Raw genomic sequence first — 25,118 nt, 5'->3', positions numbered from 1 at the left:
TAGCTAGGGGCGAATGATACGCCAGTATCGGTTTATGAGCGGGCTAAGCTCCGCGTGCCCTGGTGGATCCGCGACAGCGATGGCCCACGATCGGAGGAGCGCTGCGACGACTTTCCATCGCCAAGCACCTCATTAAACGAACCCTGTTGATTAACATCGAGAAGGTATTCTTATGTCTAAAATTCGACTATATCTGAGTTTATCGTTATTTATATATCAATTGACGACACATCTTTTAAGGGGCGCTGGCTTCAGCCTGCAGTTGTTTGTGTTGATTTCGGGTTACTTATGAAGTGTTGATTGGTTAATCGCAGTTAATCATCGTATTCGACGATTAGTCCCTAGGAATAAACGATCCAACATGGGATTGAGTAAATCAAAAGCCTAAGTCCAAAACAAGTAGGCTAAAGCCAAGCGGCCCTTATATTAAGCTTTGTTTAATTACTGTCGCCTAACTCGGCCAGAATCTCAATATTAAGCTTGGTTTGTTCACTGTGACCTAATTCGTTCAGTATCTGTAAGACTAATCCTGTCATCTTAGGCAATGTGTTCCACTACCCTTGTTATTGTACTGTCAGTAATTGTTTATTCGTTTACGCTTAAGAATCACTTAGTAGGGGGTAAGTTTATGTTACAATTCTTGCCTTATTTTTTACTCTGTTTATTCAGTAATGTTTCTTATATTTCATTACTTGAGTGAATACTGATTAAGGCTTTATTGTTATGAATGCAATTGAACTTCACAATATAACCAAAACCTATAAGGGCGGTGTTACGGCTTTAAAAGGGGTTTCTTTACAGGTTAAAGAAGGTGATTTTTATGCTTTGCTGGGACCTAATGGGGCAGGAAAGTCATCCACCATTGGTATTATATCTTCGTTAGTTAATAAAAGTTCTGGCAAAGTGAATATCTTTGGCTACGACTTAGACACCCAACTCGAACAAGCTAAAAGCCAAATTGGTTTGGTGCCACAAGAGTTTAACTTCAATCAATTTGAACCACCTTTACAAATATTAGTTAATCAAGCTGGTTATTATGGCACTCCCCGTAAAGAAGCTTTTGTCAGGGCAGAAAGATACTTAAAGCAGTTAGATTTATGGGAAAAACGTAACGAACCTGCACGAGAGTTATCTGGCGGTATGAAACGTCGTTTGATGATCGCCAGAGCATTAATGCATCAACCTAGGTTGTTAATTTTAGATGAGCCTACTGCAGGTGTTGATATTGAGTTAAGGCGCTCAATGTGGACATTTTTAACTGAGCTTAATCAACAAGGTGTGACGATTATTTTAACCACTCACTACTTAGAAGAAGCTGAAAACTTATGCCGAAATATCGGCATTATTAATCAAGGTGAATTAGTGATTAATACGAGTATGAAAGAGTTATTGAGTCGTTTAGATAATGAAACTTTTATTTTAGATGTTGATCATTTTAGCGAATTACCAAGTAGTAATGAGTTTAACTTAACGGCTATTGATGACAGTACCTTAGAGTTAGAGCTGCCAAAGTCACAATCACTGAATCAAGTATTTGCTTTGTTAACTGAGTATGACATTGCTGTAAATAGTTTAAGAAATAAATCTAACCGTTTAGAAGAGCTATTCTTAGAGTTAGTGAAAAATGGAGTTATTGATGCTAAATAAACAATATTTAACCGCAGTCAAAAGTATTTGGAGAAAGGAAACAAATCGGTTTTTACGTATTTGGGTACAAACTTTAGTACCACCTGCAATCACTATGTCTTTATATTTTATTATCTTTGGTAATTTAATAGGTTCTCGTATTGGTGAAATGAATGGCTTTAGTTATATGGCGTTTATTGTACCTGGCTTGATCATGATGTCGGTGATTACTAACTCTTATTCTAATGTCGCATCATCATTTTTTAGTGCTAAATTACAACATAATATTGAAGAGTTATTAGTTGCTCCTGTGCCAAATTATCTTATTATTTTGGGGTATATGGGGGGCGGTGTTGCTCGAGGGTTAATGGTTGGATTCATTGTAACCCTAGTTTCCCTATTCTTCGTTGATTTGCACATTCATAATATCTTTGTATTGATTGCGAGTGTTTTATGTACCTCTATTTTATTTTCCTTAGGTGGTTTGTTAAATGCAGTATTCGCTAAAACATTTGATGATATTAGTATTATCCCTACTTTTGTTTTAACGCCTTTAACCTATCTTGGCGGTGTATTTTATTCAATATCTTTACTGCCTGATTTTTGGCAAGGTGTTTCACACTTTAATCCTGTGTTTTATATGATTAATGCATTTCGTTACGGTTTTTTAGGTGTGTCTGATGTGCCGATTATATGGTCATTTGTAGTGATATTTAGCTTTATAACAGTCACTTACTCTCTTCTTTATATTCTTCTACAAAAAGGCATAGGTGTACGTACATGATTGATATTACGGGTGATTCAAGAGTTATCACATCCAATCAACAAGGTCTAAATGAAAAGCTCGATGAGGTGGTGTTAAAGCACTTACAATATGATTTTAAAAAGCCTTACCAAACACATACCTTAGAAGCTTTTAAAGAGGTCGAGAAGTGGGTTGAACAACAAGGTAAGCCGATTATTTTTGACTCATGTTGTGGGGTGGGCGAAAGCACTTTTCATATTGCTAATGCGCATCCTGAAGCAATTGTGCTAGGTATGGACAAATCAGCTGACAGATTATCAAAACATCCAAGTGATAATGAACAAGTGATCCAAACCTTAGATAACTATCGTTTATTACAAGTTAACCTAAATGATTTTTGGCGCTTAGCCGTAGAAGCTGAATGGACATTGTCACACCATTATCTGCTTTACCCAAATCCATGGCCAAAGGCGAAGCATTTACAACGTCGCTGGCATGGTAGTGCAGTGTTTCCTTCTATTATTAAGTTAGGTGGAAAATTGGACTTGAGAAGTAACTGGTTTACCTACGTTGAAGAGTTTCAAAGGGCGTTATCATTGGCGAATGTTGAAAGTCATATCGATGTATATAGGGCTAACCAGGCTATTACTCCTTTTGAAAGAAAATACTGGGCAAGCGGGCAGCAGTCTCTTAGATTATTATCAGATTTATAAGATACCTGTAATTAATTGAAATATTATGTGTGTTTTATAGGTCTATCTTGATTCAATTAAGTGAGGAAAAGATATGCTTATCAAACACACTAAAAAATCACAGTTAAAAGAATCGCAAATAACGAGTGAGTCGGTTTATAAAGAGCGCCGAAATATAATGAAAGGATTGGGGCTTGCCGCTTTATCTTTACCCTTTGCTAAAACGGCAAGCGCTGGTGTTTTTGATATCTTTACCGGTAACAGTAGTGAAGCAAGCGAAAATGCTACTTTTCAAAGGATGCCTTTAAGCTTTACAAAAAATACTCACTTCCAGTCATTAACTAGCTTGACCCCAGAAAGTAAAGTCCTTGAATATAACAACTTCTATGAATTTGGTACCGGTAAAGGAGACCCAGCAGAATATGGTCAACAATTCAAAGTTGATCCATGGTCGCTAACCATTGATGGGCTTGTTGATAACCCTATTACCTTAAACTATGAAGATCTATTAAAGAAATTTGAAATCGAAGAGCGCTTGTACCGTATGCGCTGTGTAGAAGCCTGGTCGATGAATATTCCTTGGTTAGGTTTTACCTTAGCAAGCTTATTAAAACAGGCTGGTATTAAATCAAATGCTAAATTCGTTCGCTTTGAAACAGTCTATGATCCTGAACAGATGCGTGGTCAAAAGTCTCGATTTGTAGGGGGAAGTATTAATTTCCCTTATGTGGAAGGGTTAACGATTGCTGAAGCGATGAATCCATTAGTGCTTATGTCTGTAGGATTATATGGTAAAACATTAGCACCACAAAATGGCGCTCCGATTCGTTTAGTCGTGCCATGGAAGTATGGTTTCAAAAGTATCAAGTCAGTAGTTAAAATTACTGTGACCGATAAAGCGCCTATTAATACCTGGCAAGCGATTGGGCCTGATGAATATGGCTTCTTTGCTAATGTGAACCCTAATGTAGATCATCCCCGTTGGAGTCAGGCGACAGAGCGCTTTATTGGAGAAGGTAATGTTTTCCAACAATCAAGAAAACCGACTTTGATGTTTAATGGCTATGAAGAAGAAGTGGCTGATTTGTATAAAGGCATTAACTTGTCTCGTTACTTTTAATAGCGGTTGATTATATAGATGTCTAAGATTCCGCCATTAGCGATTACCTTACTGAAAGCGATTATTCATTTAGCATCATTATCTACTTTGTTATATTTTTATATACTGATTGATAGTAATCGCTTAGGGGCAGATCCTGTTAAAGAGATGATTCACTTTCTTGGTAAAACTGGGTTGAATTACCTATTGATTACACTCGCTATTACGCCTCTTGCTAAGCGTTTTAAGCAACCTTTATTATTAAGGTTAAAAAGGGTGCTGGGGTTATATAGTTTTGCTTGGATCTGTTTACATTTTACTGCATTTCTTTGGTTAGAGTTAAACTGGAAAGTGGGTTTATTAATAGAAGAAACTATTAAACGTCCTTATCTAACGTTAGGCATGGCAGCAGGAACAATCCTTTTATTATTGAGTATTACTTCTATTAACGCCATCAGACGTAGCATGAAGCAAGCTTGGTTTACCTTGCATAGATGGGTTTATGTGGCGTTAATTTTGGGTACTGTTCATTACTATTGGTCAGTAAAATCTGGCGTGATAGAGCCAAGCATTTACTTTGCGTTGTGTTTTATTTTGTTAAGTGAACGTCGCCAATATTTTAAATCCATATATTCTTCAGTATTTAACAAAGCCCAAAAATAATAGATTTTTATTGATGCTATGTAAAATCAGTTTCACACAGCATCATTATTTATTAACTTTTTAGCGCCCATAGCTGAGCAACATTTTCTGCGACGTTTTCAACGTTAACTTTGGCGTCAGCAAAGGCTTGTTGTAATGTCATTGCACCGGGGACTGCAGCAAACACTGCATCTATTCCACATTCATACACGGCTTGATGGTCCTTTCCTAAACTACCAGCGATACCTATTACTGGAATAGAAAATTGTTTGGCAACCTTGGCCACACCCATAGGTGTTTTACCAAAAACTGTTTGATGATCAATGCGGCCTTCACCGGTGATCACTAAATCAGCCTGTTTCATATCTTCGCTTAATTTAACCGCTTCTAACACTAACTCTATGCCAGGCTTTAAAGTTGCCTTAGCAAAAGCCATTAGTGCTGCTCCCATGCCGCCAGCAGCTCCTGAACCAGCAGTTTCTAATACATTTATAGAGAGTTGTTGTTGTATGCATTGGCCATAATGAAGTAAGGCCTTATCTAAGAGTTCGATATCCTGCTCAGTTGCCCCTTTTTGAGGGCCAAAAACATGTGTGGCACCACGCTCACCACATAAAGGGTTATCAACATCACAGGCAACTAACACTTCACAGGCTTGAAGACGAGGGTCCATTTCATCTATATCTATTTTTACGATATCTTGTAACCCTGCACCATTAGCAGTAATGACTTGGTTGTTTTCATCTAAGAAGCGAACGCCTAAGGCGCTCATCATACCCATACCGCCATCATTGGTCGCGCTGCCACCTAATCCAATAATTATTCTTTGAGCACCATCATTTAAAGCTGCTTTAATTAACTCTCCTGTACCATAACTCGAGGTGACTTTTGGATCTCTTGCGTGTTCTGGTACGTGGTGTAAGCCACTGGCTGCGGCCATTTCAATAACAGCAGTATTAGAGTCATCACCTAATAGACCATAAAAAGCATCAACGGCTTTACCGATAGGCCCGGTGACTTGTAGGTTATTAACTTGTCCTTGAGTAGCATCAACTAATGATTGAACAGTACCTTCACCGCCATCTGCGACCGGCACTAATACATATTGTGCGTCAGGAAAGACTCTCTTAAAACCGGTTTCAATAGCGATGCAAACTTGTTTGGCAGTTAAACTTTCTTTATACGAATCAGGTGCGATAACGATTTTCATGCTCATCCCTCTGCTTTATAAATATACCTATTATTAACGTTAGCACATTATTGCGGTTGATCCGATAAAAAGGGAAGAGGATAAGTAGATGAGTTATTAGAGAAATAAAAAAGGCCGTTAACAATCAATGTTAACGGCCTCTATACTTAATGACTTATGGCGTCAGATTAAGCAACTTGAATAGGTACGTCTTTACTTGTACGAACTATGTTATTGTCTTTGTCCAAGTAAACTAGGCTTGGTTTGTGGCTTGCAATTTCTTCTGCTTCTAAAGCTGCGTAAGTACAGATTATTACACGATCACCTACACAAGCTTGACGTGCAGCTGCACCGTTAACTGAAATGATTTTTGAACCACGCTCACCTACGATTGCATAGGTAGAGAAGCGTGCACCGTTTTCGATATTGTAAATTTCGATTTGCTCGTATTCTAAAATACCGGCTTGCTCAAGAAGGTCCTGATCGATTGCACATGAACCTTCATAATTTAATTCAGCGTGAGTAATGCGAGCTTGGTGCAACTTGCCTGTTAGCAGTGTCTTTTTCATACAAAACCTTTAATTTTAAAATTTAAAATGTGTCTGTTTTTTCAATAGGGCGACTATAAAGTAAAAACTTTAAGGGTGCAAATCAACAATAAGGTTGTCAATTAAGCGTGTTTCTCCTAAGAAAGCTGCCATCAACACAACAGCTTGTTTACTGTCGGCAGTCAAAGGCGCTAATGTTATTGGGTCTACAACATGAATTTTATCGGTTTTAAAACCTAAGTGATCCAGCGTTTGACTAGCATCTTTAATCAGTTGTTTATAGCTCCCCCACTTATGCGGTAGCTGTTGACCCAGTTGATTCATTACTTCGGCAATTTTAGGTGCAATTAACTTTTCATTTGCTGAGAGTTTACCATTACGAGAACTCATCGCTAACCCAGATGGTTCACGCACAGTCGGTACTGGAATGATCTCAATTGGCATCGCTAAATCTGTGACCATTTGTTTAATCACACATAATTGTTGAAAGTCTTTTTCGCCAAAGCAGGCGACATCAGGTTGTACTAGATTAAATAGCTTAGCCACTATGGTACTTACACCTCGAAAGTGACCTGGGCGTAATTCACCCTCTAAACAATCCGATACACCAGGCACTTCAACAAACGTTTGTGCATTTAAACCATTTGGATAAATCACTTCTGCAGACGGCGTGAATACTATATCCACCCCAGCTTGTTGTAGTTTTGCACAGTCTTCTTCGAGTGTTTTAGGATAGTTTGCTAAATCATTGGCATTGTTAAACTGCAATGGATTAACAAAAATGCTGACGACAGAAACATCTGCATGTTGTTGGCCTTCTTTAACTAGGGTTAAATGACCTTGGTGTAGGTTACCCATAGTTGGAATAAAACTAACTTGCTGTCCCTGCTGTTTGATATCACATATTGCCATACGCAATAGCTTAGGATCTTGGATTACTTGCATTGTTAACTCTTACTGATACGTTACGTCATTAAGTAGGGTGCTGGTGTTAATAAAAGCTATGCTCTGCACCAGGGAATATTTTATTTTCTACTTGTTCTTTATATAGTTCAACTGCACGACGGATATCGCCTGTTTCTACTAAAAAGTTCTTAGAGAACTTAGGGCAGAAGCCTGCTGAAATGCCAAAGGCATCATGCATAACTAATATTTGTCCGTCGGTTTCTGTTCCTGCACCTATACCGATAACTGGAATGTGTAACGCTTTTGTCACACGTTCAGCTAGTGCTACAGGTACACATTCTAATACGAGTAATTGGATACCAGCTTGTTGTAGTGCTAATGCATCTTCAACTAATTTGTCTGCCTGTGCTTCAGCACGGCCTTGTACTTTATAACCACCAAAAACATTAACAGATTGAGGGGTTAGCCCTAAATGACCACAAACAGGAATACCACGTTGCACTAAGCCGATTACCGATTCATTTAACCAATCGCCACCTTCTAGTTTTACCATGTTAGCACCTGCTCGCATTAATGTTGCTGCATTGCTATATGCTTGTTCTGGGGTTGCATAAGACATAAAAGGTAGGTCTGCAATGATTAATGATTTTTCAGTCGTACTGGCAACAGCTGCTGTATGATAAGCGATATGTTCAACGGTAACAGGTAGTGTAGAGTCATGCCCTTGTAATACCATTCCTAGAGAGTCACCTACTAATAAAACTTGAATACCAGCTTGATCAAAAATAGCCGCAAAACTAGCATCATACGCGGTAATACAGGTAATTTTCTCTTGCTCTTGTTTCATTTTAGCTAAACGAGAAACGCTTACTTTAGCCATTATTGCTCCTAACTAGCAGTGTTTAATTGGGGGATGATTTTACTGGGGTAATCAATTAATTCAACCAGTAATAGCGGTCAGACCATTTTTATCACAATCTTTTAGCATCTCGATCAAAGAAGTTCCATTGGGGAGGGTCAACTTAGGTGCTATTTCAAATAAAGGATAAAGCACAAATTCTCTATCCTGCATGCCATAGTGGGGAATAGTTAAGCGTTGGTCATTAATGACTTGATCTGCATATAACAGAATATCTAAGTCTAAGGTTCTAGGACCCCAACGCTCTTCTTTACGTTCCCTTCCTTGTGATTGCTCAATTTCTTGCAGTGCGTCTAATAAAGCAACTGGAGATAAATTAGTGTCTATTGCAGCAACCGCATTGATATAGTCAGGTTGATCTTGTGGGCCCATTGGTGCGCTGCAATACAGAGATGAGCAGCTAATTAAGCTTGTTTCTGCAATATTGTTCAATGCGCTGATCGCTTGTTTAGCTTGTTGAATTGGATCTGCTTGATTGCTACCAATTGCGATGTAACTAATCATTATTTTTACTCACAGCTGGTTTGCGTTTAGGCTTACTGTAACGACGCTTTTTAGCTGTTCTGTCAGCATTCGGTTTGTATTCTTTTGCTTTGTTGGTATGGCTGCGCGCATTATTGTGCTCAGGCAACTTGTTATGAAGTTGGTACTCTTCCCACCAAGCCGTTAATTCAGCAAGCTCTCGACTTTGCTCTACACGGGCTCTTAATGATAGGAAATCAAAGGCCGCACGGAATTTCTCATGCGCATAAACGCGTTGTGCTCGTTTGCCACCAAACCGCGGTAGGCGGTGCTGTAATACCCAGATATCGCGAATAGCAGCGGTGAAACGTTTAGGTATAGCAATGGTTTTCACTTGAATGGTCAATACTTCATTCATTGCCAGCATAAAGGCATCGTGTAGTTCAATCCCGCTTTCAAAGCTCATCTCTTGGGCGCGCTGCTCAAGTGGGTACCAAAGCATCACAGCGTAAATATAAGCGGGTGTAACTCGTTTACCTTCAGCAATACGTGTATCAGTATCGATTAAGGCCTGTTCAATCATTTTAGTCGCTTTATCGTCTTCTCCACCCTTAAATAGGATAGGAAATAACACAGGTAGTAGCTTGTATTCTTTTAATAGACGGTAAGTGTCTAAACCTTGGCCTGATAATAAAAGTTTAATCACTTCATCAAAGTGGCGAGCAGCAGGAATATCTTGCAATAATGAAGCTAAACGGCGAATTGGCTCTGCGCACTCATCGCTGATAGATAAATCTAATTTTGCGGCAAAACGAATGGCACGTAACATGCGTACAGGATCTTCACGATAGCGAACTTCAGGCTCACCAATTAAAGTTAAACGGCGCTGCGCTAAGTCATCCATACCGCCACAGAAATCGTAAAGCGAAAAGTCTGCAATGTCGTAATACAGTGCATTGACAGTAAAGTCACGGCGCTCGGCATCTTCTTCTAGTGAACCATAAACATTATCACGTAATAACATGCCTTGTTGTGATTGTTTTACCTTTTGCTTGTCTTGTTCTGCTTCGTCATGGTGACCACGGAAAGTAGCAACTTCTATGATTTCACGTCCGAAAAGAATATGTGCCAAACGAAAACGACGACCGATTAAACGACAATTTCTAAAAAGCGCTTTTACTTGTTCTGGTGTCGCATCGGTAGTGATATCAAAATCTTTTGGCTTTAACCCTAAAAGTAGATCGCGCACGCCGCCACCCACTAATAAAGCACGGTAACCCGCGTTATGTAAACGATAAAGAACCTTTAATGCATTTTCATCAATATCTGAACGTGAAATAGAATGTTGTTCACGTGGAATGCGATATTGTGATAATGATTTAGTCTGTTCGGTTGCTTTCTTTTTTTGAAATACTTTTTTTACCAGTTTGCTTAAGCGTTTAATAGCTCTATCCTCTGCATCTACTTAGATGGAATTAGTCTGAAAAATTGTGCGCTTATTTTATGTGCGCTGATGCTTAAAAACAAATTAAATTTATATATCACTACTATAGCGTTTATTAAATAACCTTTACTGCGCATAAACACTACATTACCTAGTTAATATTTATTCATCTATCGAATTATTTAAATCTGTAAGAGATAACTCAACAGGGCTGAATATTAAACTTATATTTGAATTTCTCTTTGTTTTGGGACGTTATCTAACGACCAGTGTTGTATTGCCCAACTTAAAATATCACTACAACTTTGTTGTGGAACATTATTTGGGACAGGGTGACCTAAAAAATCCAGTACTTTTTTTAATGTAGGTATTGGGTTTAATACATCAACGGCTGTTGCATGATTCTGCTTAGATAGTTTTAATCCAGGTGAAGAAACGGCAACGGGTAAATGTACATAATTAGGTTTATTTGCACCTAATAGATGATACAAGCACAGCTGTTTTCCTGTGGTACTGATTAAATCTGAGCCTCGTACAATCTCTGTTATGCCTTGTTCAATATCGTCAACTACTACGGCTAAGTTATAAGCATACAAACCATCTTTACGTTTAATAATGAAATCGTCTTCAACGTCTGATGGTGCAACAGTTATGCAACCCTGCAATTGATCTTCGAAGTATGCCGGTTTGTGAGTAATCGACAGTAAATTAATACGCAGAGCGTTATTACAGAGGGGATTGTTAAGGCCGCGACATGTTCCTGGGTACAAACCACCTTGTTCTTTAATCATTTTTCGAGTGCAACAACAAGCATAACATAAGCCTTGATTAATCAATGAGGTTAATACTGTCTCATAGTTAGCACTTTGTTGGTGTTGATAGATGACTGGCCCATCCCACTGTAAACCATACGCCAATAAGGTTGTTAAGATATCTTCACTGGCACCTGCTACTTCACGTGGTGGATCGATATCTTCGATGCGTACCTGCCATTGTCCGTATTGAGATTTAGCTTGTAAGTAACTACCAACGGCTGCCACTAAAGACCCAAAATGCAAAGGGCCGGAGGGGGAAGGTGCAAAACGCCCAATGTAAGATGTAGCTGTTTGTGAATCCAATCTTTTATACTCTATAAACAAAAACGGCTAGCAATCGCTAACCGTTTTAAGCTTAGTTAATTGTATTAATTAACCAATGCTTTGTTTTTCTTTAATTTCGGCAAGTGTCTTACAGTCGATACATAAATCAGCAGTAGGACGGGCTTCTAAACGACGAATACCAATTTCTACACCACAAGATTCACAGAAACCAAAATCATCTTCTTCTATTTTTTTCAATGTTTTTGATATTTTCTTAATCAGACGACGTTCGCGGTCACGAGCACGAAGTTCTAGGCTGAATTCTTCTTCTTGTGTAGCACGGTCAACAGGATCAGGGAAATTAGATGCTTCATCTTTCATGTGATCTACAGTGCGGTCTACTTCTTCACGTAGTTGTGTTGTCCAAGCTGTGAGAATATTAGTAAAGTGTGCGCGTTGCTCTTTACCCATATACTCTTCGCCAGGTTTCTCTTGGTATGGCTCCACTCCAGCAATAGCTAAAATACCGAGTGTTTTCTTGCTTGTATTAGCAGGCATAAACTTTCCTTCCAGTGATGCAACTTAAATCATCTTTAAACGCATTAAAACGGTGATAAATATAAACAATTGGTTGAACAAACTTTGCTAAGATAGTGGCATCAGTTTTTTTTCGGCGGTATCTATAGCAAGCATATTTAATAAAGTCAAATAAAGAGTTACATATTGTGAAGTTGTGGTCTTATTTTTGCATTTTGCTCACAATGCGTTAAATAACCCTGTTTTTTATTATTTATTTCTAGTATCGGTTTTTGTGGTTAAGGGTTGTCATCTTATGTTACCTATTCAAACAGTATTTGCTGAATTACAGCGTCAACTTACTGTGCATTCACAAGTGATTTTACAAGCGCCACCTGGTGCTGGTAAGTCTACCTTCTTACCCTTAGCTCTGCTAAATAGTGCTGCTTTTAGCGGCAAAATTATCATGCTAGAACCAAGGCGTTTAGCAGCTCGTAACATTGCTTATTATTTAGCCGAACAGCTTGGTGAAAAAGTCGGTGGGAGAGTAGGTTACCGTTTACGAGGTGAATCTAAAGTTAGTGCAGAAACAAAATTAGAAATAGTCACCGAGGGAATTTTAATTCGTTTATTACAAAAAGATCCTGAGCTCACGGGGATTGACTTGGTTATTTTTGATGAGTTTCATGAGCGTAATCTACATGCGGACTTAGGATTAGCTTTTTGTTTAGATGTGCAAGAAAACCTACGAGATAATCTCAGTATATTAATAATGTCTGCAACATTAGACAATCAGGCTTTACAGCAACATTTGCCCAATGCCGGTTATGTTAGCTGTGAAGGACGAGCCTTCCCCATCGATTATATCTATTATAACGGAAAATTAAGTACCAAAGCTGAGCAACAAAGTGCATTAGTCGCGTTAGTCAAAGAGGCCTTTCAGCAGCAAAGTGGTAATATTTTGGTGTTTGTTGCTGGCGTGAAAGAGATTTTACAGTGTTGCCAAGCATTACAAACCTGGATTGAACAACATCATTTACCAGTGCTGTTGGCGCCTTTATATGGTCGATTGAGTTTAGATGAGCAGCAGCTTGCGATCCAATCTCCACCACTGGGTAAACGAAAAATAGTGGTATCGACTAATATTGCAGAAACCAGTTTAACGATTGATGGTATCACAGTGGTGGTTGATTCTGGACGTGAAAGAAGTTTTCAATTTCAATCCCATACGGGTATCGGAAAATTAAAAGATCAGATGATCAGTGAAGCCAGTGCAATACAACGTGCAGGCCGCGCAGGGCGACTTAGTGCAGGGACCTGTTATCGATTATGGTCTAAAGAAACGCGTTTAAGATCGCAAAACGAAGCGCCCATTATACAAAGCGAACTGACCGATTTAATGTTAGAAGTAAGTGCCTGGGGAGTTACTCACCCTGAACAACTGCCATTTTTAACGCAACCGAATGCACGTAATGTAGAAGTGGCTCTTCAGTTACTACAAAAACTTAATGCAATTGATGAAAGAGGCCGTTGTACTCAGTTAGGTAATCGCATTATTGATTTTGGTTTAAGTCCTCGTTTAGGCGCGATGTTGATTGCTGCTAAGCAATTGGAAACTTCATTAAATGAATCGGGAGTAGTGGCGTTAGCCTGTTTACTGGCTGCATTAATAGAAAGTAATGAAAAAAGCAGCGATGACATTAATAGTGCATTGGATAAACTATCTTATTCAGTTAATCAGCAGTATCGAGTATTACTGAAAAAATGTGCGGCTAAAGCATCTGCGCAATTACCGCGCGCGTATTGTGGATTATTATTAGCTATCGCTTTTCCGGATCGGATCGCCTTATGCCGTGGGCAAAATCAACAACAAGATTATTTACTCAGTAATGGTGCTGGGGCTCATTTGTCTGCGCACTCTTCGTTAATTGGTGAAGAAATGTTAGTGGTGACCGATCTTGCTTTATCTGAACAAAGAGCAAATAGCATTATTTTCAAAGCTGCAGCGGTGAGCTTGATAGATATTAAAGCGCATCTTGCCCATTACCTAAACCATGAGGATTATCTTTGTTGGTCATTAAAAGAAAATAAACTAATTGCTGAACGCCGCTTAATGTCAGGAAAAATAACCCTTAACAAAGTGCCGTTGGCTAAAGTGACTAAGCAACAAAAATTACAAGCGTTATTGAACGGTCTACGCCAAGTCGGGTTATCAATGTTATATTGGAGCGATGCGAATAAAGCCTTATTAATGCGATTAAACTATGCATCTCAACAATATAGTGAATTCCATCTAGCAGAATTTGCCGAATTTAATGAACAGGCATTAATTGATTCTGTAGATCAATGGTTAGCCCCTTTTTGTATTGATGTGCAGCACCCAGATCAATTTAAGAAAATTGATCTGAAAAGTGCTTTATTATCCCGTTTAACATGGGCACAACAACAACGATTTGAAAAAGACTTCCCAGTCACAATTACCGTGCCCACGGGCTCTGCCATTAAATTGCAATATCGCGATAAGCAATTACCTTTATTGTCAGTAAAAATGCAAGAGTTGTATGGACAAGCGCAGACACCCACTATTTTAGATGGGCGTATTCAAGTACAACTGGCGTTACTTTCACCTGCAATGAAACCATTACAATTAACCCAAAACCTACAATCATTTTGGGTGGGGGCTTATCTGGAAGTACAAAAAGAGATGAAAGGACGCTACCCAAAACATTATTGGCCTGATAACCCAGCCACTGCTGTTGCTACACGTAAAACTAAAAAGCATCTATCTATGGGGTGATATCAGCGCATAAACTAAGTAGTATGAGCGGCGCATTGATGAGTGAAATATTATTCACTGAATTATCTATTATATTAAATTGAGTTAATTAAATCTGTTATGGCAAAAACACCACAAAAAAAAGGCACGGTAGACAAGCCGAAAACCGCTGCTAAAACCAATACTAAAACCAACACAACAAAAAGTACCGCCAAAAAAAACACAAGTACGCGAAAGAAAACAGTGCGTAAGCCGATAAAAGCACCGCTTAAACACCGTATATTAAAAGCAGTTTGGTCATTTACTTGGAAAGCAACATTGGCTTTTATTGCTTTTATTGTTATTGCTGGTATCTATTTTGATAAAAAAGTGGAAAACCGTCTTGATGGTTCAACATGGGATTTGCCAGCTACACTTTATGCTCGCCCATTATTGTTGAAAGTTAATGAGCCATTAGCACAAAGCGCTTTAGTCAGTGAATTGAAATTACTTAACTATCGAGCAGTACAACGGATTGAAAGCGCAGGGCAATTTGCAGTGAATGGTAATCAAGTGACTATCTACCGCCGTGCTTTCGACTTTCCTGATCGTGCTGAAGCGGCCGCGATTGTCAGTGTCTCTTTTGATGGTAATCGTATTGCAAGCTTAAATAAGCGACAAGGGGAGATTGCTGAATTTCGTTTAGATCCTTTGTTATTAGATAGATTGAACAGTAAACAGATACAAGACCGTGTGTTTGTACCATTTCAAAAGATCCCTGATCTGTTAGTTAATACCTTAATATTAATGGAAGATCGCGAATTTTATCATCATCAAGGGGTATCACCCTTTGCCATTTTACGTGCTTTTATGGTGAATATGAAAGCAGGACGAACAGTACAAGGTGGCAGTACCTTGACGCAACAGTTGGCTAAAAACCTATTTTTATCACAGGAGCGTAGTTTATGGCGTAAATTTCAAGAGGCTTATATTGCGGTCTTGATCGACCATAAATACAGTAAAGATAAAATACTAGAGTCTTACCTAAATGAAGTCTATCTTGCTCAAAATGGTGCAACGGGGGTATATGGTGTTGGTCTAGCCAGTGATTATTATTTTGCTCGTCCCATTGATGAATTACGTGTTGAGCAAGTTGCATTGCTGGTGGCTATTATTAAAGGGCCATCCTATTACAACCCAAGACGTAACCCTAAACGGGCATTAGCCCGTCGAGACTTAGTATTACGCTTAATGTTAGAGCATAACTATATCAATACAGCACAATACCGTATTGCGGTTAATAGCCCCTTAAATTTAAGTGGTGCAAAGGCATTAAATAATCGTGCGAATCCTGCTTTTGTTAGTTTATTAAACCGTGAATTAGTGAGTAATGTACCGGCTTCGATTCGTAAGCAAAGTGGTTTATCAATTTTTACTTCTATTTCTCCTTTGGCGCAAAAGAATGCTGAAATAGCGATTCAAAGCGGCATTAAAAAAGTACAGAAAAAAGGGCAAGATGATCTGCAGGGAGCGATGGTGATCACTGATCGTCAATATGCTGAAGTCCGCGCCTTAGTGTCAGGTAAAGATGTCAAATTTAGTGGTTTCAATCGAGCATTAGATGCCAGTCGACCTATTGGCTCTTTAGTTAAACCTGCCGTGTATTTAACGGCGTTAGATAATGGTTATAGTCTAACGGATATCTTAAATGACAAAGAAATTGTGCTTAAAAACAGTACTGGGCAACGCTGGAGACCAAAGAATTATGACCGGAAGTTTCGTGGGCAAGTAAGCTTAGAGCAAGCATTAGTGAGTTCTTTGAATGTCCCTACGGTAAACCTAGGCATGCAAATTGGCTTAAGTAACGTCATTGATAGTTTACATGCGATGGGCGTAGAGCAAAAAATCAAAGCTTATCCCTCTTTAGTACTGGGAAGTTTGTCTTTATCTCCCTTTGAAGTTGCACAAATGTATCAACCCATTGGCATGCGTGGTATCTATAAACCGTTGACTATGATCCGTACTATTGTTTCTAGTGATGGTATTCCCTTGTATCAGCGTAGCCCTGCAGCGCGACAAATATTTTCAAGTACAGCGGTGAATCAACTATCAAGTGCATTACATAAAGTCACTACAGAAGGGACAGCTAGAAGCTTACGTTGGCGCAACCCTGGACAAAACTTCGCTGGTAAAACTGGGACGACTAATAACCTTAACGATAGTTGGTTTGTTGGTTTTGACCAAGATGAAGTCGTGACCACTTGGGTGGGTAAAGACAATAACAAAAGTGCAGAACTAACTGGCAGTAGTGGTGCGTTAGTTTTATTTTCAGGTTACATGAAACAAAAGGTAGGGCAGTAAAGTGCAAGAATTAACCTCTATTACGCAATTTGAACACTTAAAAACTGCATTCTCAGAGAATAAAAGTTGGGATGCTCAGTATCGTTTAATTATACAGCTTGGAAAGGTATTAACGCCTTTTCCAGCACATTTAAAAATAGAATCAAATCAAGTAAAAGGCTGTGAAAGCAAGGCTTGGTTAACTTATTCTGAACAACAGGGGCTTTATACTTTTATCATGGATAGTGATACCCGAGTAGTAAAAGGATTAATGCAAATTGTGACAATTATCTTTAATAATAAAACAGCACAAGAGATTGCTTTAATCGATTGCGATGAACTATTTGCACAATTAGGGTTACTAAACCATTTAAGTCCTTCTCGAAGTAATGGCCTTTTTACCATTATCAACACTATTAAAGGAGTTAATCATCTTGATTAACAAACGATATATCACTTTATTTAGTTTATTGTTTTCACTATCAGGAATGGCTAACGTTGCTTCTGAGAACAATGAGCAACAGAATGAAGTTGCACAAACTTCGATTCAACAAACGCCCCCTAATCAACGTTATACCTACGATGTTTTTTATAAAGGGTTGTCTATAGGGCAAATGAAGCAAGAGTATCATTGGACTGGCAATCAAGTTGTGGTTGAGTCTGATGCCGACTTTTCATTTTTATTGTTTTCATTTGGCGGTAATCAACAATCTGATATTTATTGGAGTGAGCAAGAGCAACGCTTTTTGAGTAGTGCGTTCTTTCGGAAAAGCAGTGGTTTCAGTACGGTTAATATGACTGCTAACTTTGACCAAAACGGTCGTAACTCTGTGATTGTTAATAATGGTGAACGAACGGAATACAGTAATCCTGAAGGTCCAATTGTTGATTTCAATACCATTAATTTACAAATTAGCGAAGGGCTCAAATCTGGGCAAACCGATTTTGAATTTTATATGCAAACATCGGATGATATTGCACATTACTTTTTTGAGTTAAAAGGTAAAGAGACGATTAAAACTAAATTCGGCGAGTTAGAAGCTTACCGTGTGCAACAAGTTAGAAAGAAAGATCGTACGTTTATTGCCTGGTTTGCACCGCAATTTAATCACCAAATGGTTAAGTTTGAATATCAGCGGAAAGTGTTAGATATCAGTGGTGGATTAGTGGATTACCGTACTGATTTTTAAGCAATTATTTATATTATACGTCATTCCATGGATTCCATTGTGAACACTGAAAAAACAAAAAATATAGTAAAACTAACTTTACACCCACGTAACTTACACCAAGGGCAGTACGACTTTGTTAATTTAATGGCAGCTTGCCCTGAACTGAAACCTCATGTGATCACCAATCCAAAAGGTGAGTTAAGTATTAACTTCAGTGATCCTCAATCGGTCTTGTTATTAAACAAAGCGTTATTAGCATATTTTTACGACATTACCTTTTGGCAAATTCCAGACGGTTACTTATGTCCACCGATTCCTGGGAGGGTTGACTACCTCCATTATATTGCTGACCTATTAAGTGATAGCTTTCATGATGAAGTACCTACAGGTTCTCAGATAAAAGGCTTGGATATTGGTTGCGGTGCGAATTGTATTTATCCTATTTTAGGAAGTCGAAGTTACGATTGGTCATTTGTCGGCGCAGATATTGATTCCCTTGCGGTAAAAACGGCATCGTTATTGGTTAAGGCTAATCAAAATATCAGTAAAAAAATAATCATACGTCAGCAAAAAAATAAACAGCATATTTTAACTGGCATGGTAAAAAACTCAGATCGTTTTGCCTTTACCTTGTGTAATCCACCTTTTCATGCATCCATGGAGGATGCTGCTGCAGGTAGTCAACTTAAACAAAAAAACTTGCGTAAAAAAGCAGTCAATGCGGTTGCCAATGCAAAGTCTGAATTAAATTTTGCGGGTAAGGCGCATGAGTTAAGTTGTGCTGGTGGTGAAATTGCCTTTGTAAAACAGATGGTCACGGAAAGCACGCTCATCAAAGATCAGGTCTGTTGGTTTACCTGTTTATTGTCTAAAGGTGAAAATGTCGCTCCGATTAAGAAGTTATTAAAGCAGTGTGATGCACATGACATCAAAGTCGTAGAGATGGCACAAGGCCATAAAATCAGTCGTTTTATTGCATGGAGTTTTTTAACGGAACAACAGAGAATTGGATTTTTTGTATAAGTTGAATATTTGGGGGACCTGTTAAAAACGAACACCCATAAAAAAACCGAGCTGATATAGCTCGGTTTTTAGTTAGGGTAATAACCTTCTTTAATAAAAGTTACTTTTCACCAATTGGTAGGACAGTACGACCGTATTGTTCGTTGATTACTTCAGCCATAGCCAAGTAAATTGCACTGAAACCACAAATAAGACCTTCAAAGCCAGCAATACGACCAATTAATTCATTACCTGTGAAATCACGGATAGCAAGTAGGAAGAAAAGTACCGTTAAGCTAGCAAAAATGAATTGTAATACTCGGTTACCACGTAGAGTACCGATAAACATGAATGCAGTGAAGATTCCCCACATCACTAAGTACCAGGCCATGAATGCATGTGGTGTTGCTTGTGTTGGACCACTTTCTAAACCAAGTTGTGGGAATAGCAATAAAACCACTAGGCTGATCCAGAAAAAACCGTATGAAGTAAATGCCGTTAGACCAAAAGTATTACCTTTTTTAAATTCTAAAATACCAGCGATAACTTGTGCCGCACCACCGTAACATAAACCCATCGCAAGAATCATTGCACTGATTGGAAAGAAACCTGCATTGTGAATGTTTAACAGTACAGTTGTCATGCCAAATCCCATTAGACCTAGCGGAGCGGGATTAGCGTAATTAATTGATTGTGACACGTCATTTACCTTTTTGTATTATTTAATAGAGTTGAGATCGCGCGCAAGATACCATGTGCTCAAATTTTGTAAAGAAAATCCGTAAAAATTCGCAATATGCTTTGTTTTTCATCAATTTCAGGTAAAAAATGCTAAAAGTGTGCAGTATTGATTTATTTTTAAGAGGAAATGGAAATTAATTTATTGTACATTTTAGTTCATTGGTGCAGAGTAAAAGATTGCGTTAATTTTATTAATCCATTCAATAAACTAGGTACAATATATAATGAACCCGCTTAACCATGATGATAATTACTAATGAATGTACCTACTCTATCGATTAAAAACCTACATAAATCTTTTGCTGATAATCACGTATTGAAAGGCGTCGATTTAGAAGCCCACAAAGGAGATGTGATCTCTATTTTAGGTGCTTCAGGATCAGGTAAAAGTACATTATTACGCTGTGTTAATTTATTGGAAACGCCTACATCTGGTGATATTTTGGTTAACGGTGAGTTAATTAAAATGAAGCAAGATAAAAAACGTGGAGCAATACCCGTTTCAATTAAACAAGTTGAACGTATCCGCAGCCGTTTAGCCATGGTCTTTCAAGGATTTAATCTTTGGTCGCATTTATCTGTACTAGAAAATGTGATTGAAGCGCCTGTTCATGTATTAGGTGTGCCTAAAAAAGAGGCAATTGCAAAAGCAGAAGCTTTATTACAACGTGTTGGATTATACGAACGTAAAGATTACTACCCTGAACAACTGTCAGGTGGACAACAACAACGGGTTGCTATCGCTCGTGCGTTAGCTGTTGAACCAGAAGTCATGTTATTCGATGAACCTACTTCGGCATTAGATCCCGAATTAGTAGGAGAAGTGCTGACGGTTATGCGCGACCTAGCAGAAGAGGGACGTACTATGCTAGTGGTGACACATGAAATGGCATTTGCCAGAGATGTATCGAATAAGGTTTTATTCTTACATCAAGGCTTGGTTGAAGAGCAAGGTAAGCCTGAAGATATCTTCACTAACCCAACTTCAGAACGTTTTAAACAGTTTATTTCAACTGTGTATTAAATTTATACGGGACATTAAGTCTCGCATATTACTAAAGACAATCATTTATCATAAAATAAGGAAATACCATGAAAAAAATTAGCCTATTAATCGCACTGTTTGCATTTGCATTTAATACTGCACAAGCAAAGGAATGGAAACAGATCCGAATCGGCGTAGAAGGTGCATACCCTCCGTTTAGTAAAACAGAAGAAGACGGCAGTGTAACTGGTTTTGATATTGATATTGCTAATGCGCTATGTGCAGAATTAGAAGCGAAATGTACTTTAGTAAAACAAGATTGGGATGGCATTATTCCTGCACTTCTAGGTCGTAAGTTTGATGCGATCATTGCAACAATGGACATTACTGAAGAGCGTAAAAAGAAAGTTGCATTCACTAAAAAATACCAACATATTCCAGCACGTTTTGTGGCTAAGAAAGGTACTGCTTACGAAGGTACTGAAGCATTTATGAATGGTAAAAAAATTGGTGTTCAACGTGCAACAACAATGGATCTATACATCTCTGATAACTTCCCATCTGCAAAAATCAAACGTTACGGTTCTGCTGATGAAGCTTACTTAGATTTAAAAGCTGGCCGTGTTGATTATGTAATGGCGGATTCAGCTGCGATTTCTGATGGTCTATTAGCTAAAGAAGATGGCGATAAATTTGAATTTGTTGGTCCTAAGTTAAACGATCCAAAATGGTTTGGTTACGGTGCTGGTATTGCAATTCGTAAACAAGATACTGATTTAGCTGAGCAATTAAACCAAGCTATTGACGCTATCCGTGCTAACGGTACTTACAAGAAAATCCAAGATCAATACTTCACTTTCGATGTATACGGTCAAGAGTAATATAGCGAGTGTTAATGATTATTAACACATTGCGTTAAAATAGAGAGGATGAGCAGCCAACTTTAATATTTTGTCGGTTGTGTCATCCTTTTTTTATGTCAATCAAGTCGTTATCTATGATATTGGCATTTATTAAAAAGAAGTTTATATGTTTTCTTTATACGGTTACCAAGACATTTTTCTAGAAGGTGCATGGTTAACACTACAAGTGGCTTTGCTGTCTTTAGTGCTATCTGTTGTATTAGGGTTATTAGCAGCCCTTGCTAAGTTATCTCACTCGACAGTACTAAAAAGTATCGCAACGCTTTACACCACGATTATTCGTGGTATTCCTGATTTGATTCTGATGTTGCTCATCTTCTTTGGTGGACAGTTATTGATCAATGATATGAGTTACAATTTAAATGAGTGGTTAAATGAAACTCTGACGGGTTATTACCCTGACCACGAGTGGACTGCTTATCTACCTGAATATATTGATATCAGCCCGTATTTTGCTGGTATTGTGACCATTGGTTTTATTTTTGGCGCTTACATGGCAGAAACCTTTCGAGGTGCTATCTTATCGGTCAATAAAGGGCAATTGGAAGCTGCTACCGCTTACGGCATGAATAAATACAAACGGTTTTCCCGTGTGATGTTCCCACAAATGATGCGTTATGCATTACCTGGCCTAGGTAATAACTGGTTAGTTTTATTAAAAACGACCGCACTCGTCTCGATTATCGGTTTACAAGATATGGTTAAGATTGCCGGTGATGCTTCTGGTTCAACGCAGAAACCCTTTACTTTCTACCTAGTGGTAGCGTTAATATTTTTATTTTATACCGCTGTTTCTACCTCTGCACTGAAATGGGCAGAGCGTAAATATAGTATACAAACGAGATAGACATGGATTTTTCAATTATTCTTAATGAATACCCGTTTTATTTAGAAGGGTTATGGACAACCACTTGGTTGGTCGCTGCATCACTGTTGATTGGTTTGGTGATAGCAATTCCTGCGGGTATTTTACGTAGTCATTCAAATTGGTTTATTAAAGGACCGGTTTGGGCTTACATGTATTTTTTCCGTGGCTCACCATTATTAGTACAACTGTTTCTTATCTACTATGGTGCGGCACAGTTTGATTCACTGCGTGACAGTTGGTTATGGTACTACTTTCAAGAAGCTTGGTTTTGTGCGTTATTAGCCTTCGCGTTGAATACAGGTGCTTATACCGCAGAAATCGTTCGTGGTGTGATCAGTACAATGCCGATTGGTGAGTTGGAAGCTGCTAAAGCTTACGGTATGAGCCGCTGGCAACGATTAAGACGCATCACATTACCTAACTCTTTACGTCGTGCGCTACCGGCATACAGTAACGAAATTATTTTTATGATCCATGGTAGTGCGATTGCTGGTGTGGTGACTATCGTTGATATTACTGGCACGGCTCGTGTTGTTAATGCGCGTTACTATGCGCCATTTGAAGCTTATTTAGCGGCAGGGCTGTTATACATGTGCCTGACTTTTTCTGTTATTTACCTATTTAAATTATGGGAAAAAAGTTACCAGCATAATTAACGTTGAGTTAAATTCTTAATACTATGGCAGTAAGCCCGACGAACTTTTGTTGTGCTTACTGGTCTTACTTCTATGTTTTAAATCCCCCTACTGCACAATAAACCGATGATTTAGTCTCGTGGTTTAAGTATTATATTTATTTTTTAAAAAGAAGTTTTATACCAATTACATTCAATAAGTGTGCTAAATTTTGCGCAGAAAAAGTGACTTAGTTTAAGGCGTAATTTGAGCCTTTCGAAAATTAATTTCGATTAGCTTTGTTAATAACGATTAAAGAATTAATAGGAAAATGTTGAAGCTTTAATCGTTATTATATTTGCGGAAATTACAACGAAAAATGAAGTTATTGTAACAAGTAAAATAGGTCAGTTAATTCTGTGATTGGTATTATACAGCGAGTTTTGTCATATAACTGTTAACTTTGTTAATTAGTCTAGGGTTAATTAATTGGTAATGAGTGAGAGCAAATGAATCAATTTATACCGGCAAAAGGACTTTCCAATCAGCACATACAATCTATTCTGTCTAGTACTGGGCCTCGTAAATGGTTTGAGAAGAGGCGCTGCTCAGCTTTAATTGCTTCTGCTCAATCAGAAATTATCACGACTCCGCAAGGTGTTAAGTTACAAGGGTCTTTATCTAAAACTGCCTCAAAATCAAAAGGGCTTGCTATTATTTTACATGGCTGGGAAGGTTGTACTGACTCTCTATACATGTTGTCCAATGGACAAAAGTTGTTAGATGATGGCTATGATGTTTTTCGCTTAAATTTCAGAGACCATGGTGGAACTCAACATTTAAATAAAGAGATATTTAACTCGGTCAGTTTGCTTGAAATAGTTGAAGCTGTGAAATATTTATGTACGCAATACGGTGGTAAACATAATTTACTGTGTGGTTACTCTCTAGGTGGCAATTTTTGTTTAAGAGTCGCTAATCTAGCAAAAGAGTGTGGTTTAAAATTAGATCAAGCGATTGCAATTTGTCCTTTACTTGACCCTCCAACCACCATGAAAGTATTGAGTAATGGTTTTCCTATTTATCAAAAATATTTTGTCAGAAGGTGGAAGAGCTCATTGACTGAGAAGTTAAAACATCATAGCCACCTAAACTACGGTGAAACCTTAACTAAATTGCATACTTTAGATGCCATGAATCAATTCTTTGTGACTGAACATACTGACTTTAATAGTACAGATGAATATCTACGTGGCTATTCTATATTGGGTGATGCGTTAAATAAACTCAGTATACCCAGTACTATTATTACCTCTTTAGATGATCCGATTATTCCAGCCCATCAATTAAAAGATTTAATCTCTTCTCCTTGGTTAACAGTTGATTTGCAAGAGAAAGGCGGGCATTGCGCATTTATCAAAAACTGGAAATTAGAAAGTTGGGTATGTGATCGTGTTGTTCATTATGCGAGTCTACAGTTTAACCAGCGCTTTATTTATAATAGTTAATCATCACTTTATTCAATGATATTTTTTATTATTAATGCCCTAGCCGAGCAATCGTTTTGCTAGGGCATCATTTTAGCACAGTCATATCTTGTATTTTTAAGCTAGGTGGTTAAAAACAACATATTTTGTGTATAGATTTTTTATGCGAATACTTTTAACCATTGTGTCGATCTAGATCTCACTTTAATCCCTATTTACTTCTTACACTGACTTCACTTTATTCAAAACCTTTTTAGTGTTGGAGTTATTAATGTCAACAAAGCCTTCAAGTTTACCTTCTCGTCAAGCGTTAGCTAATGCCATTCGTGCCCTTAGTATGGATGCAGTACAACAAGCCAATTCA

At 38.2% G+C, this 25,118-nt stretch carries 24 protein-coding genes; 15 read left to right on the top strand and 9 right to left on the bottom strand.

What is annotated here, in order from left to right:
• The first annotated feature begins 723 nt into the window (after window positions 1-723).
• The 5 genes from OW492_RS16770 to OW492_RS16750 all read left to right on the top strand — a co-directional run bounded on the left by OW492_RS16770 (window position 724) and on the right by OW492_RS16750 (window position 4,825).
• The gene (locus OW492_RS16770) at window positions 724-1,647 is read left to right on the top strand and encodes an ABC transporter ATP-binding protein (protein WP_290041650.1); all 924 of its coding nucleotides are present in this window, start codon (window positions 724-726) and stop codon (window positions 1,645-1,647) included.
• Window positions 1,637-2,410: an ABC transporter permease gene (locus OW492_RS16765; protein WP_290041648.1), complete on the top strand. Its 774-nt coding sequence runs from the start codon at window positions 1,637-1,639 to the stop codon at window positions 2,408-2,410. Before OW492_RS16770 ends, OW492_RS16765 begins: the two co-directional genes overlap by 11 nt.
• Window positions 2,407-3,084, top strand: coding sequence for an SAM-dependent methyltransferase (locus OW492_RS16760; protein ID WP_290041647.1), 678 nt, complete (start codon window positions 2,407-2,409; stop codon window positions 3,082-3,084). Before OW492_RS16765 ends, OW492_RS16760 begins: the two co-directional genes overlap by 4 nt.
• A gap of 73 nt (window positions 3,085-3,157) precedes the next feature.
• The gene (gene msrP, locus OW492_RS16755; protein WP_290041646.1) at window positions 3,158-4,183 is read left to right on the top strand and encodes a protein-methionine-sulfoxide reductase catalytic subunit MsrP; all 1,026 of its coding nucleotides are present in this window, start codon (window positions 3,158-3,160) and stop codon (window positions 4,181-4,183) included.
• Between the two features lie 18 nt (window positions 4,184-4,201).
• Window positions 4,202-4,825: a protein-methionine-sulfoxide reductase heme-binding subunit MsrQ gene (locus OW492_RS16750; RefSeq protein WP_290041644.1), complete on the top strand. Its 624-nt coding sequence runs from the start codon at window positions 4,202-4,204 to the stop codon at window positions 4,823-4,825.
• 52 nt (window positions 4,826-4,877) lie between these two features.
• On the opposite strand, the gene OW492_RS16745 is transcribed toward OW492_RS16750, so the two are convergent.
• From OW492_RS16745 to dksA, 8 genes are all read right to left on the bottom strand, one after another.
• A complete protein-coding gene (locus tag OW492_RS16745) occupies window positions 4,878-6,014 on the bottom strand; it encodes a glycerate kinase (protein WP_290041642.1) in 1,137 nt (378 codons plus the stop codon).
• A gap of 167 nt (window positions 6,015-6,181) precedes the next feature.
• Window positions 6,182-6,562, bottom strand: a complete 381-nt coding sequence (gene panD, locus OW492_RS16740; protein WP_290041641.1) for an aspartate 1-decarboxylase — start codon at window positions 6,560-6,562, stop codon at window positions 6,182-6,184.
• Between the two features lie 69 nt (window positions 6,563-6,631).
• A complete protein-coding gene (gene panC, locus OW492_RS16735; protein ID WP_290041640.1) occupies window positions 6,632-7,486 on the bottom strand; it encodes a pantoate--beta-alanine ligase in 855 nt (284 codons plus the stop codon).
• A 46-nt stretch (window positions 7,487-7,532) separates the two neighbouring features.
• Window positions 7,533-8,327: a 3-methyl-2-oxobutanoate hydroxymethyltransferase gene (panB, locus tag OW492_RS16730; RefSeq protein ID WP_290041638.1), complete on the bottom strand. Its 795-nt coding sequence runs from the start codon at window positions 8,325-8,327 to the stop codon at window positions 7,533-7,535.
• A 60-nt stretch (window positions 8,328-8,387) separates the two neighbouring features.
• Window positions 8,388-8,870 carry a 2-amino-4-hydroxy-6-hydroxymethyldihydropteridine diphosphokinase gene (gene folK, locus OW492_RS16725; RefSeq protein WP_290041637.1) on the bottom strand — a complete coding sequence of 161 codons (483 nt, stop codon included), beginning with the start codon at window positions 8,868-8,870 and terminating at the stop codon, window positions 8,388-8,390.
• Window positions 8,863-10,188, bottom strand: coding sequence for a polynucleotide adenylyltransferase PcnB (gene pcnB / locus OW492_RS16720; protein ID WP_290041652.1), 1,326 nt, complete (start codon window positions 10,186-10,188; stop codon window positions 8,863-8,865). Before pcnB ends, folK begins: the two co-directional genes overlap by 8 nt.
• A 308-nt stretch (window positions 10,189-10,496) precedes the next feature.
• Window positions 10,497-11,390, bottom strand: coding sequence for a tRNA glutamyl-Q(34) synthetase GluQRS (gene gluQRS, locus OW492_RS16715; RefSeq protein WP_290041636.1), 894 nt, complete (start codon window positions 11,388-11,390; stop codon window positions 10,497-10,499).
• Window positions 11,391-11,459: 69 nt separating this feature from the next.
• On the bottom strand, window positions 11,460-11,909 hold the full coding sequence (gene dksA / locus OW492_RS16710) for an RNA polymerase-binding protein DksA (protein ID WP_113819424.1): 450 nt from the start codon (window positions 11,907-11,909) through the stop codon (window positions 11,460-11,462).
• A gap of 274 nt (window positions 11,910-12,183) precedes the next feature.
• On the opposite strand from dksA, the gene hrpB reads away from it, so the two are divergent.
• From hrpB to rlmF, 5 genes are all read left to right on the top strand, one after another.
• Window positions 12,184-14,664 carry an ATP-dependent helicase HrpB gene (gene hrpB / locus OW492_RS16705; RefSeq protein WP_290041634.1) on the top strand — a complete coding sequence of 827 codons (2,481 nt, stop codon included), beginning with the start codon at window positions 12,184-12,186 and terminating at the stop codon, window positions 14,662-14,664.
• 99 nt (window positions 14,665-14,763) lie between these two features.
• On the top strand, window positions 14,764-16,983 hold the full coding sequence (gene mrcB / locus OW492_RS16700; protein WP_290041632.1) for a penicillin-binding protein 1B: 2,220 nt from the start codon (window positions 14,764-14,766) through the stop codon (window positions 16,981-16,983).
• 1 nt (window position 16,984) lies between these two features.
• A complete protein-coding gene (locus OW492_RS16695; RefSeq protein WP_290041630.1) occupies window positions 16,985-17,404 on the top strand; it encodes a SufE family protein in 420 nt (139 codons plus the stop codon).
• Entirely contained in the window at window positions 17,397-18,152 is a 756-nt protein-coding gene (locus OW492_RS16690) for a DUF3108 domain-containing protein (protein ID WP_290041628.1), read from the top strand. Before OW492_RS16695 ends, OW492_RS16690 begins: the two co-directional genes overlap by 8 nt.
• A 39-nt stretch (window positions 18,153-18,191) precedes the next feature.
• Window positions 18,192-19,157, top strand: coding sequence for a 23S rRNA (adenine(1618)-N(6))-methyltransferase RlmF (gene rlmF, locus OW492_RS16685; protein WP_290041626.1), 966 nt, complete (start codon window positions 18,192-18,194; stop codon window positions 19,155-19,157).
• A 100-nt stretch (window positions 19,158-19,257) separates the two neighbouring features.
• On the opposite strand, the gene OW492_RS16680 is transcribed toward rlmF, so the two are convergent.
• Window positions 19,258-19,836, bottom strand: a complete 579-nt coding sequence (locus OW492_RS16680; protein WP_290041625.1) for an acetate uptake transporter — start codon at window positions 19,834-19,836, stop codon at window positions 19,258-19,260.
• Window positions 19,837-20,133: 297 nt separating this feature from the next.
• On the opposite strand from OW492_RS16680, the gene OW492_RS16675 reads away from it, so the two are divergent.
• From OW492_RS16675 to OW492_RS16655, 5 genes are all read left to right on the top strand, one after another.
• Window positions 20,134-20,901, top strand: coding sequence for an ABC transporter ATP-binding protein (locus OW492_RS16675; protein ID WP_290041624.1), 768 nt, complete (start codon window positions 20,134-20,136; stop codon window positions 20,899-20,901).
• Window positions 20,902-20,969: 68 nt separating this feature from the next.
• A complete protein-coding gene (locus OW492_RS16670) occupies window positions 20,970-21,743 on the top strand; it encodes an ABC transporter substrate-binding protein (protein WP_290041623.1) in 774 nt (257 codons plus the stop codon).
• A gap of 148 nt (window positions 21,744-21,891) precedes the next feature.
• Window positions 21,892-22,632, top strand: coding sequence for an ABC transporter permease subunit (locus tag OW492_RS16665; RefSeq protein WP_290041621.1), 741 nt, complete (start codon window positions 21,892-21,894; stop codon window positions 22,630-22,632).
• A 2-nt stretch (window positions 22,633-22,634) separates the two neighbouring features.
• The gene (locus tag OW492_RS16660; protein ID WP_290041620.1) at window positions 22,635-23,309 is read left to right on the top strand and encodes an ABC transporter permease; all 675 of its coding nucleotides are present in this window, start codon (window positions 22,635-22,637) and stop codon (window positions 23,307-23,309) included.
• Between the two features lie 467 nt (window positions 23,310-23,776).
• Window positions 23,777-24,775 (top strand): alpha/beta fold hydrolase, encoded by a 999-nt coding sequence (locus OW492_RS16655; RefSeq protein WP_290041618.1) that lies wholly within the window; start codon window positions 23,777-23,779, stop codon window positions 24,773-24,775.
• Window positions 24,776-25,118: the final 343 nt, after the last annotated feature.

Origin of the sequence: Psychromonas sp. 14N.309.X.WAT.B.A12 (assembly GCF_030397575.1) — a bacterium.
Taxonomy (GTDB): Bacteria; Pseudomonadota; Gammaproteobacteria; order Enterobacterales; family Psychromonadaceae; genus Psychromonas.
This window is presented reverse-complemented; position numbering and strand designations above follow the sequence as displayed.

Bases quoted from the DNA above. Each gene is read 5' to 3' on its own strand.
- OW492_RS16745 (WP_290041642.1), bottom strand. From the start codon at position 6,014: ATGAAAATCGTTATCGCACCTGATTCGTATAAAGAAAGTTTAACTGCC.
- OW492_RS16750 (WP_290041644.1), top strand. From the start codon at position 4,202: ATGTCTAAGATTCCGCCATTAGCGATTACCTTACTGAAAGCGATTATT.
- OW492_RS16760 (WP_290041647.1), top strand. From the start codon at position 2,407: ATGATTGATATTACGGGTGATTCAAGAGTTATCACATCCAATCAACAA.
- OW492_RS16675 (WP_290041624.1), top strand. From the start codon at position 20,134: ATGAATGTACCTACTCTATCGATTAAAAACCTACATAAATCTTTTGCT.
- dksA (WP_113819424.1), bottom strand. From the start codon at position 11,909: ATGCCTGCTAATACAAGCAAGAAAACACTCGGTATTTTAGCTATTGCT.
- hrpB (WP_290041634.1), top strand. From the start codon at position 12,184: ATGTTACCTATTCAAACAGTATTTGCTGAATTACAGCGTCAACTTACT.
- mrcB (WP_290041632.1), top strand. From the start codon at position 14,764: ATGGCAAAAACACCACAAAAAAAAGGCACGGTAGACAAGCCGAAAACC.
- OW492_RS16665 (WP_290041621.1), top strand. From the start codon at position 21,892: ATGTTTTCTTTATACGGTTACCAAGACATTTTTCTAGAAGGTGCATGG.
- panB (WP_290041638.1), bottom strand. From the start codon at position 8,327: ATGGCTAAAGTAAGCGTTTCTCGTTTAGCTAAAATGAAACAAGAGCAA.
- folK (WP_290041637.1), bottom strand. From the start codon at position 8,870: ATGATTAGTTACATCGCAATTGGTAGCAATCAAGCAGATCCAATTCAA.
- OW492_RS16655 (WP_290041618.1), top strand. From the start codon at position 23,777: ATGAATCAATTTATACCGGCAAAAGGACTTTCCAATCAGCACATACAA.
- OW492_RS16670 (WP_290041623.1), top strand. From the start codon at position 20,970: ATGAAAAAAATTAGCCTATTAATCGCACTGTTTGCATTTGCATTTAAT.
- OW492_RS16770 (WP_290041650.1), top strand. From the start codon at position 724: ATGAATGCAATTGAACTTCACAATATAACCAAAACCTATAAGGGCGGT.
- panC (WP_290041640.1), bottom strand. From the start codon at position 7,486: ATGCAAGTAATCCAAGATCCTAAGCTATTGCGTATGGCAATATGTGAT.
- OW492_RS16765 (WP_290041648.1), top strand. From the start codon at position 1,637: ATGCTAAATAAACAATATTTAACCGCAGTCAAAAGTATTTGGAGAAAG.
- OW492_RS16660 (WP_290041620.1), top strand. From the start codon at position 22,635: ATGGATTTTTCAATTATTCTTAATGAATACCCGTTTTATTTAGAAGGG.
- msrP (WP_290041646.1), top strand. From the start codon at position 3,158: ATGCTTATCAAACACACTAAAAAATCACAGTTAAAAGAATCGCAAATA.
- panD (WP_290041641.1), bottom strand. From the start codon at position 6,562: ATGAAAAAGACACTGCTAACAGGCAAGTTGCACCAAGCTCGCATTACT.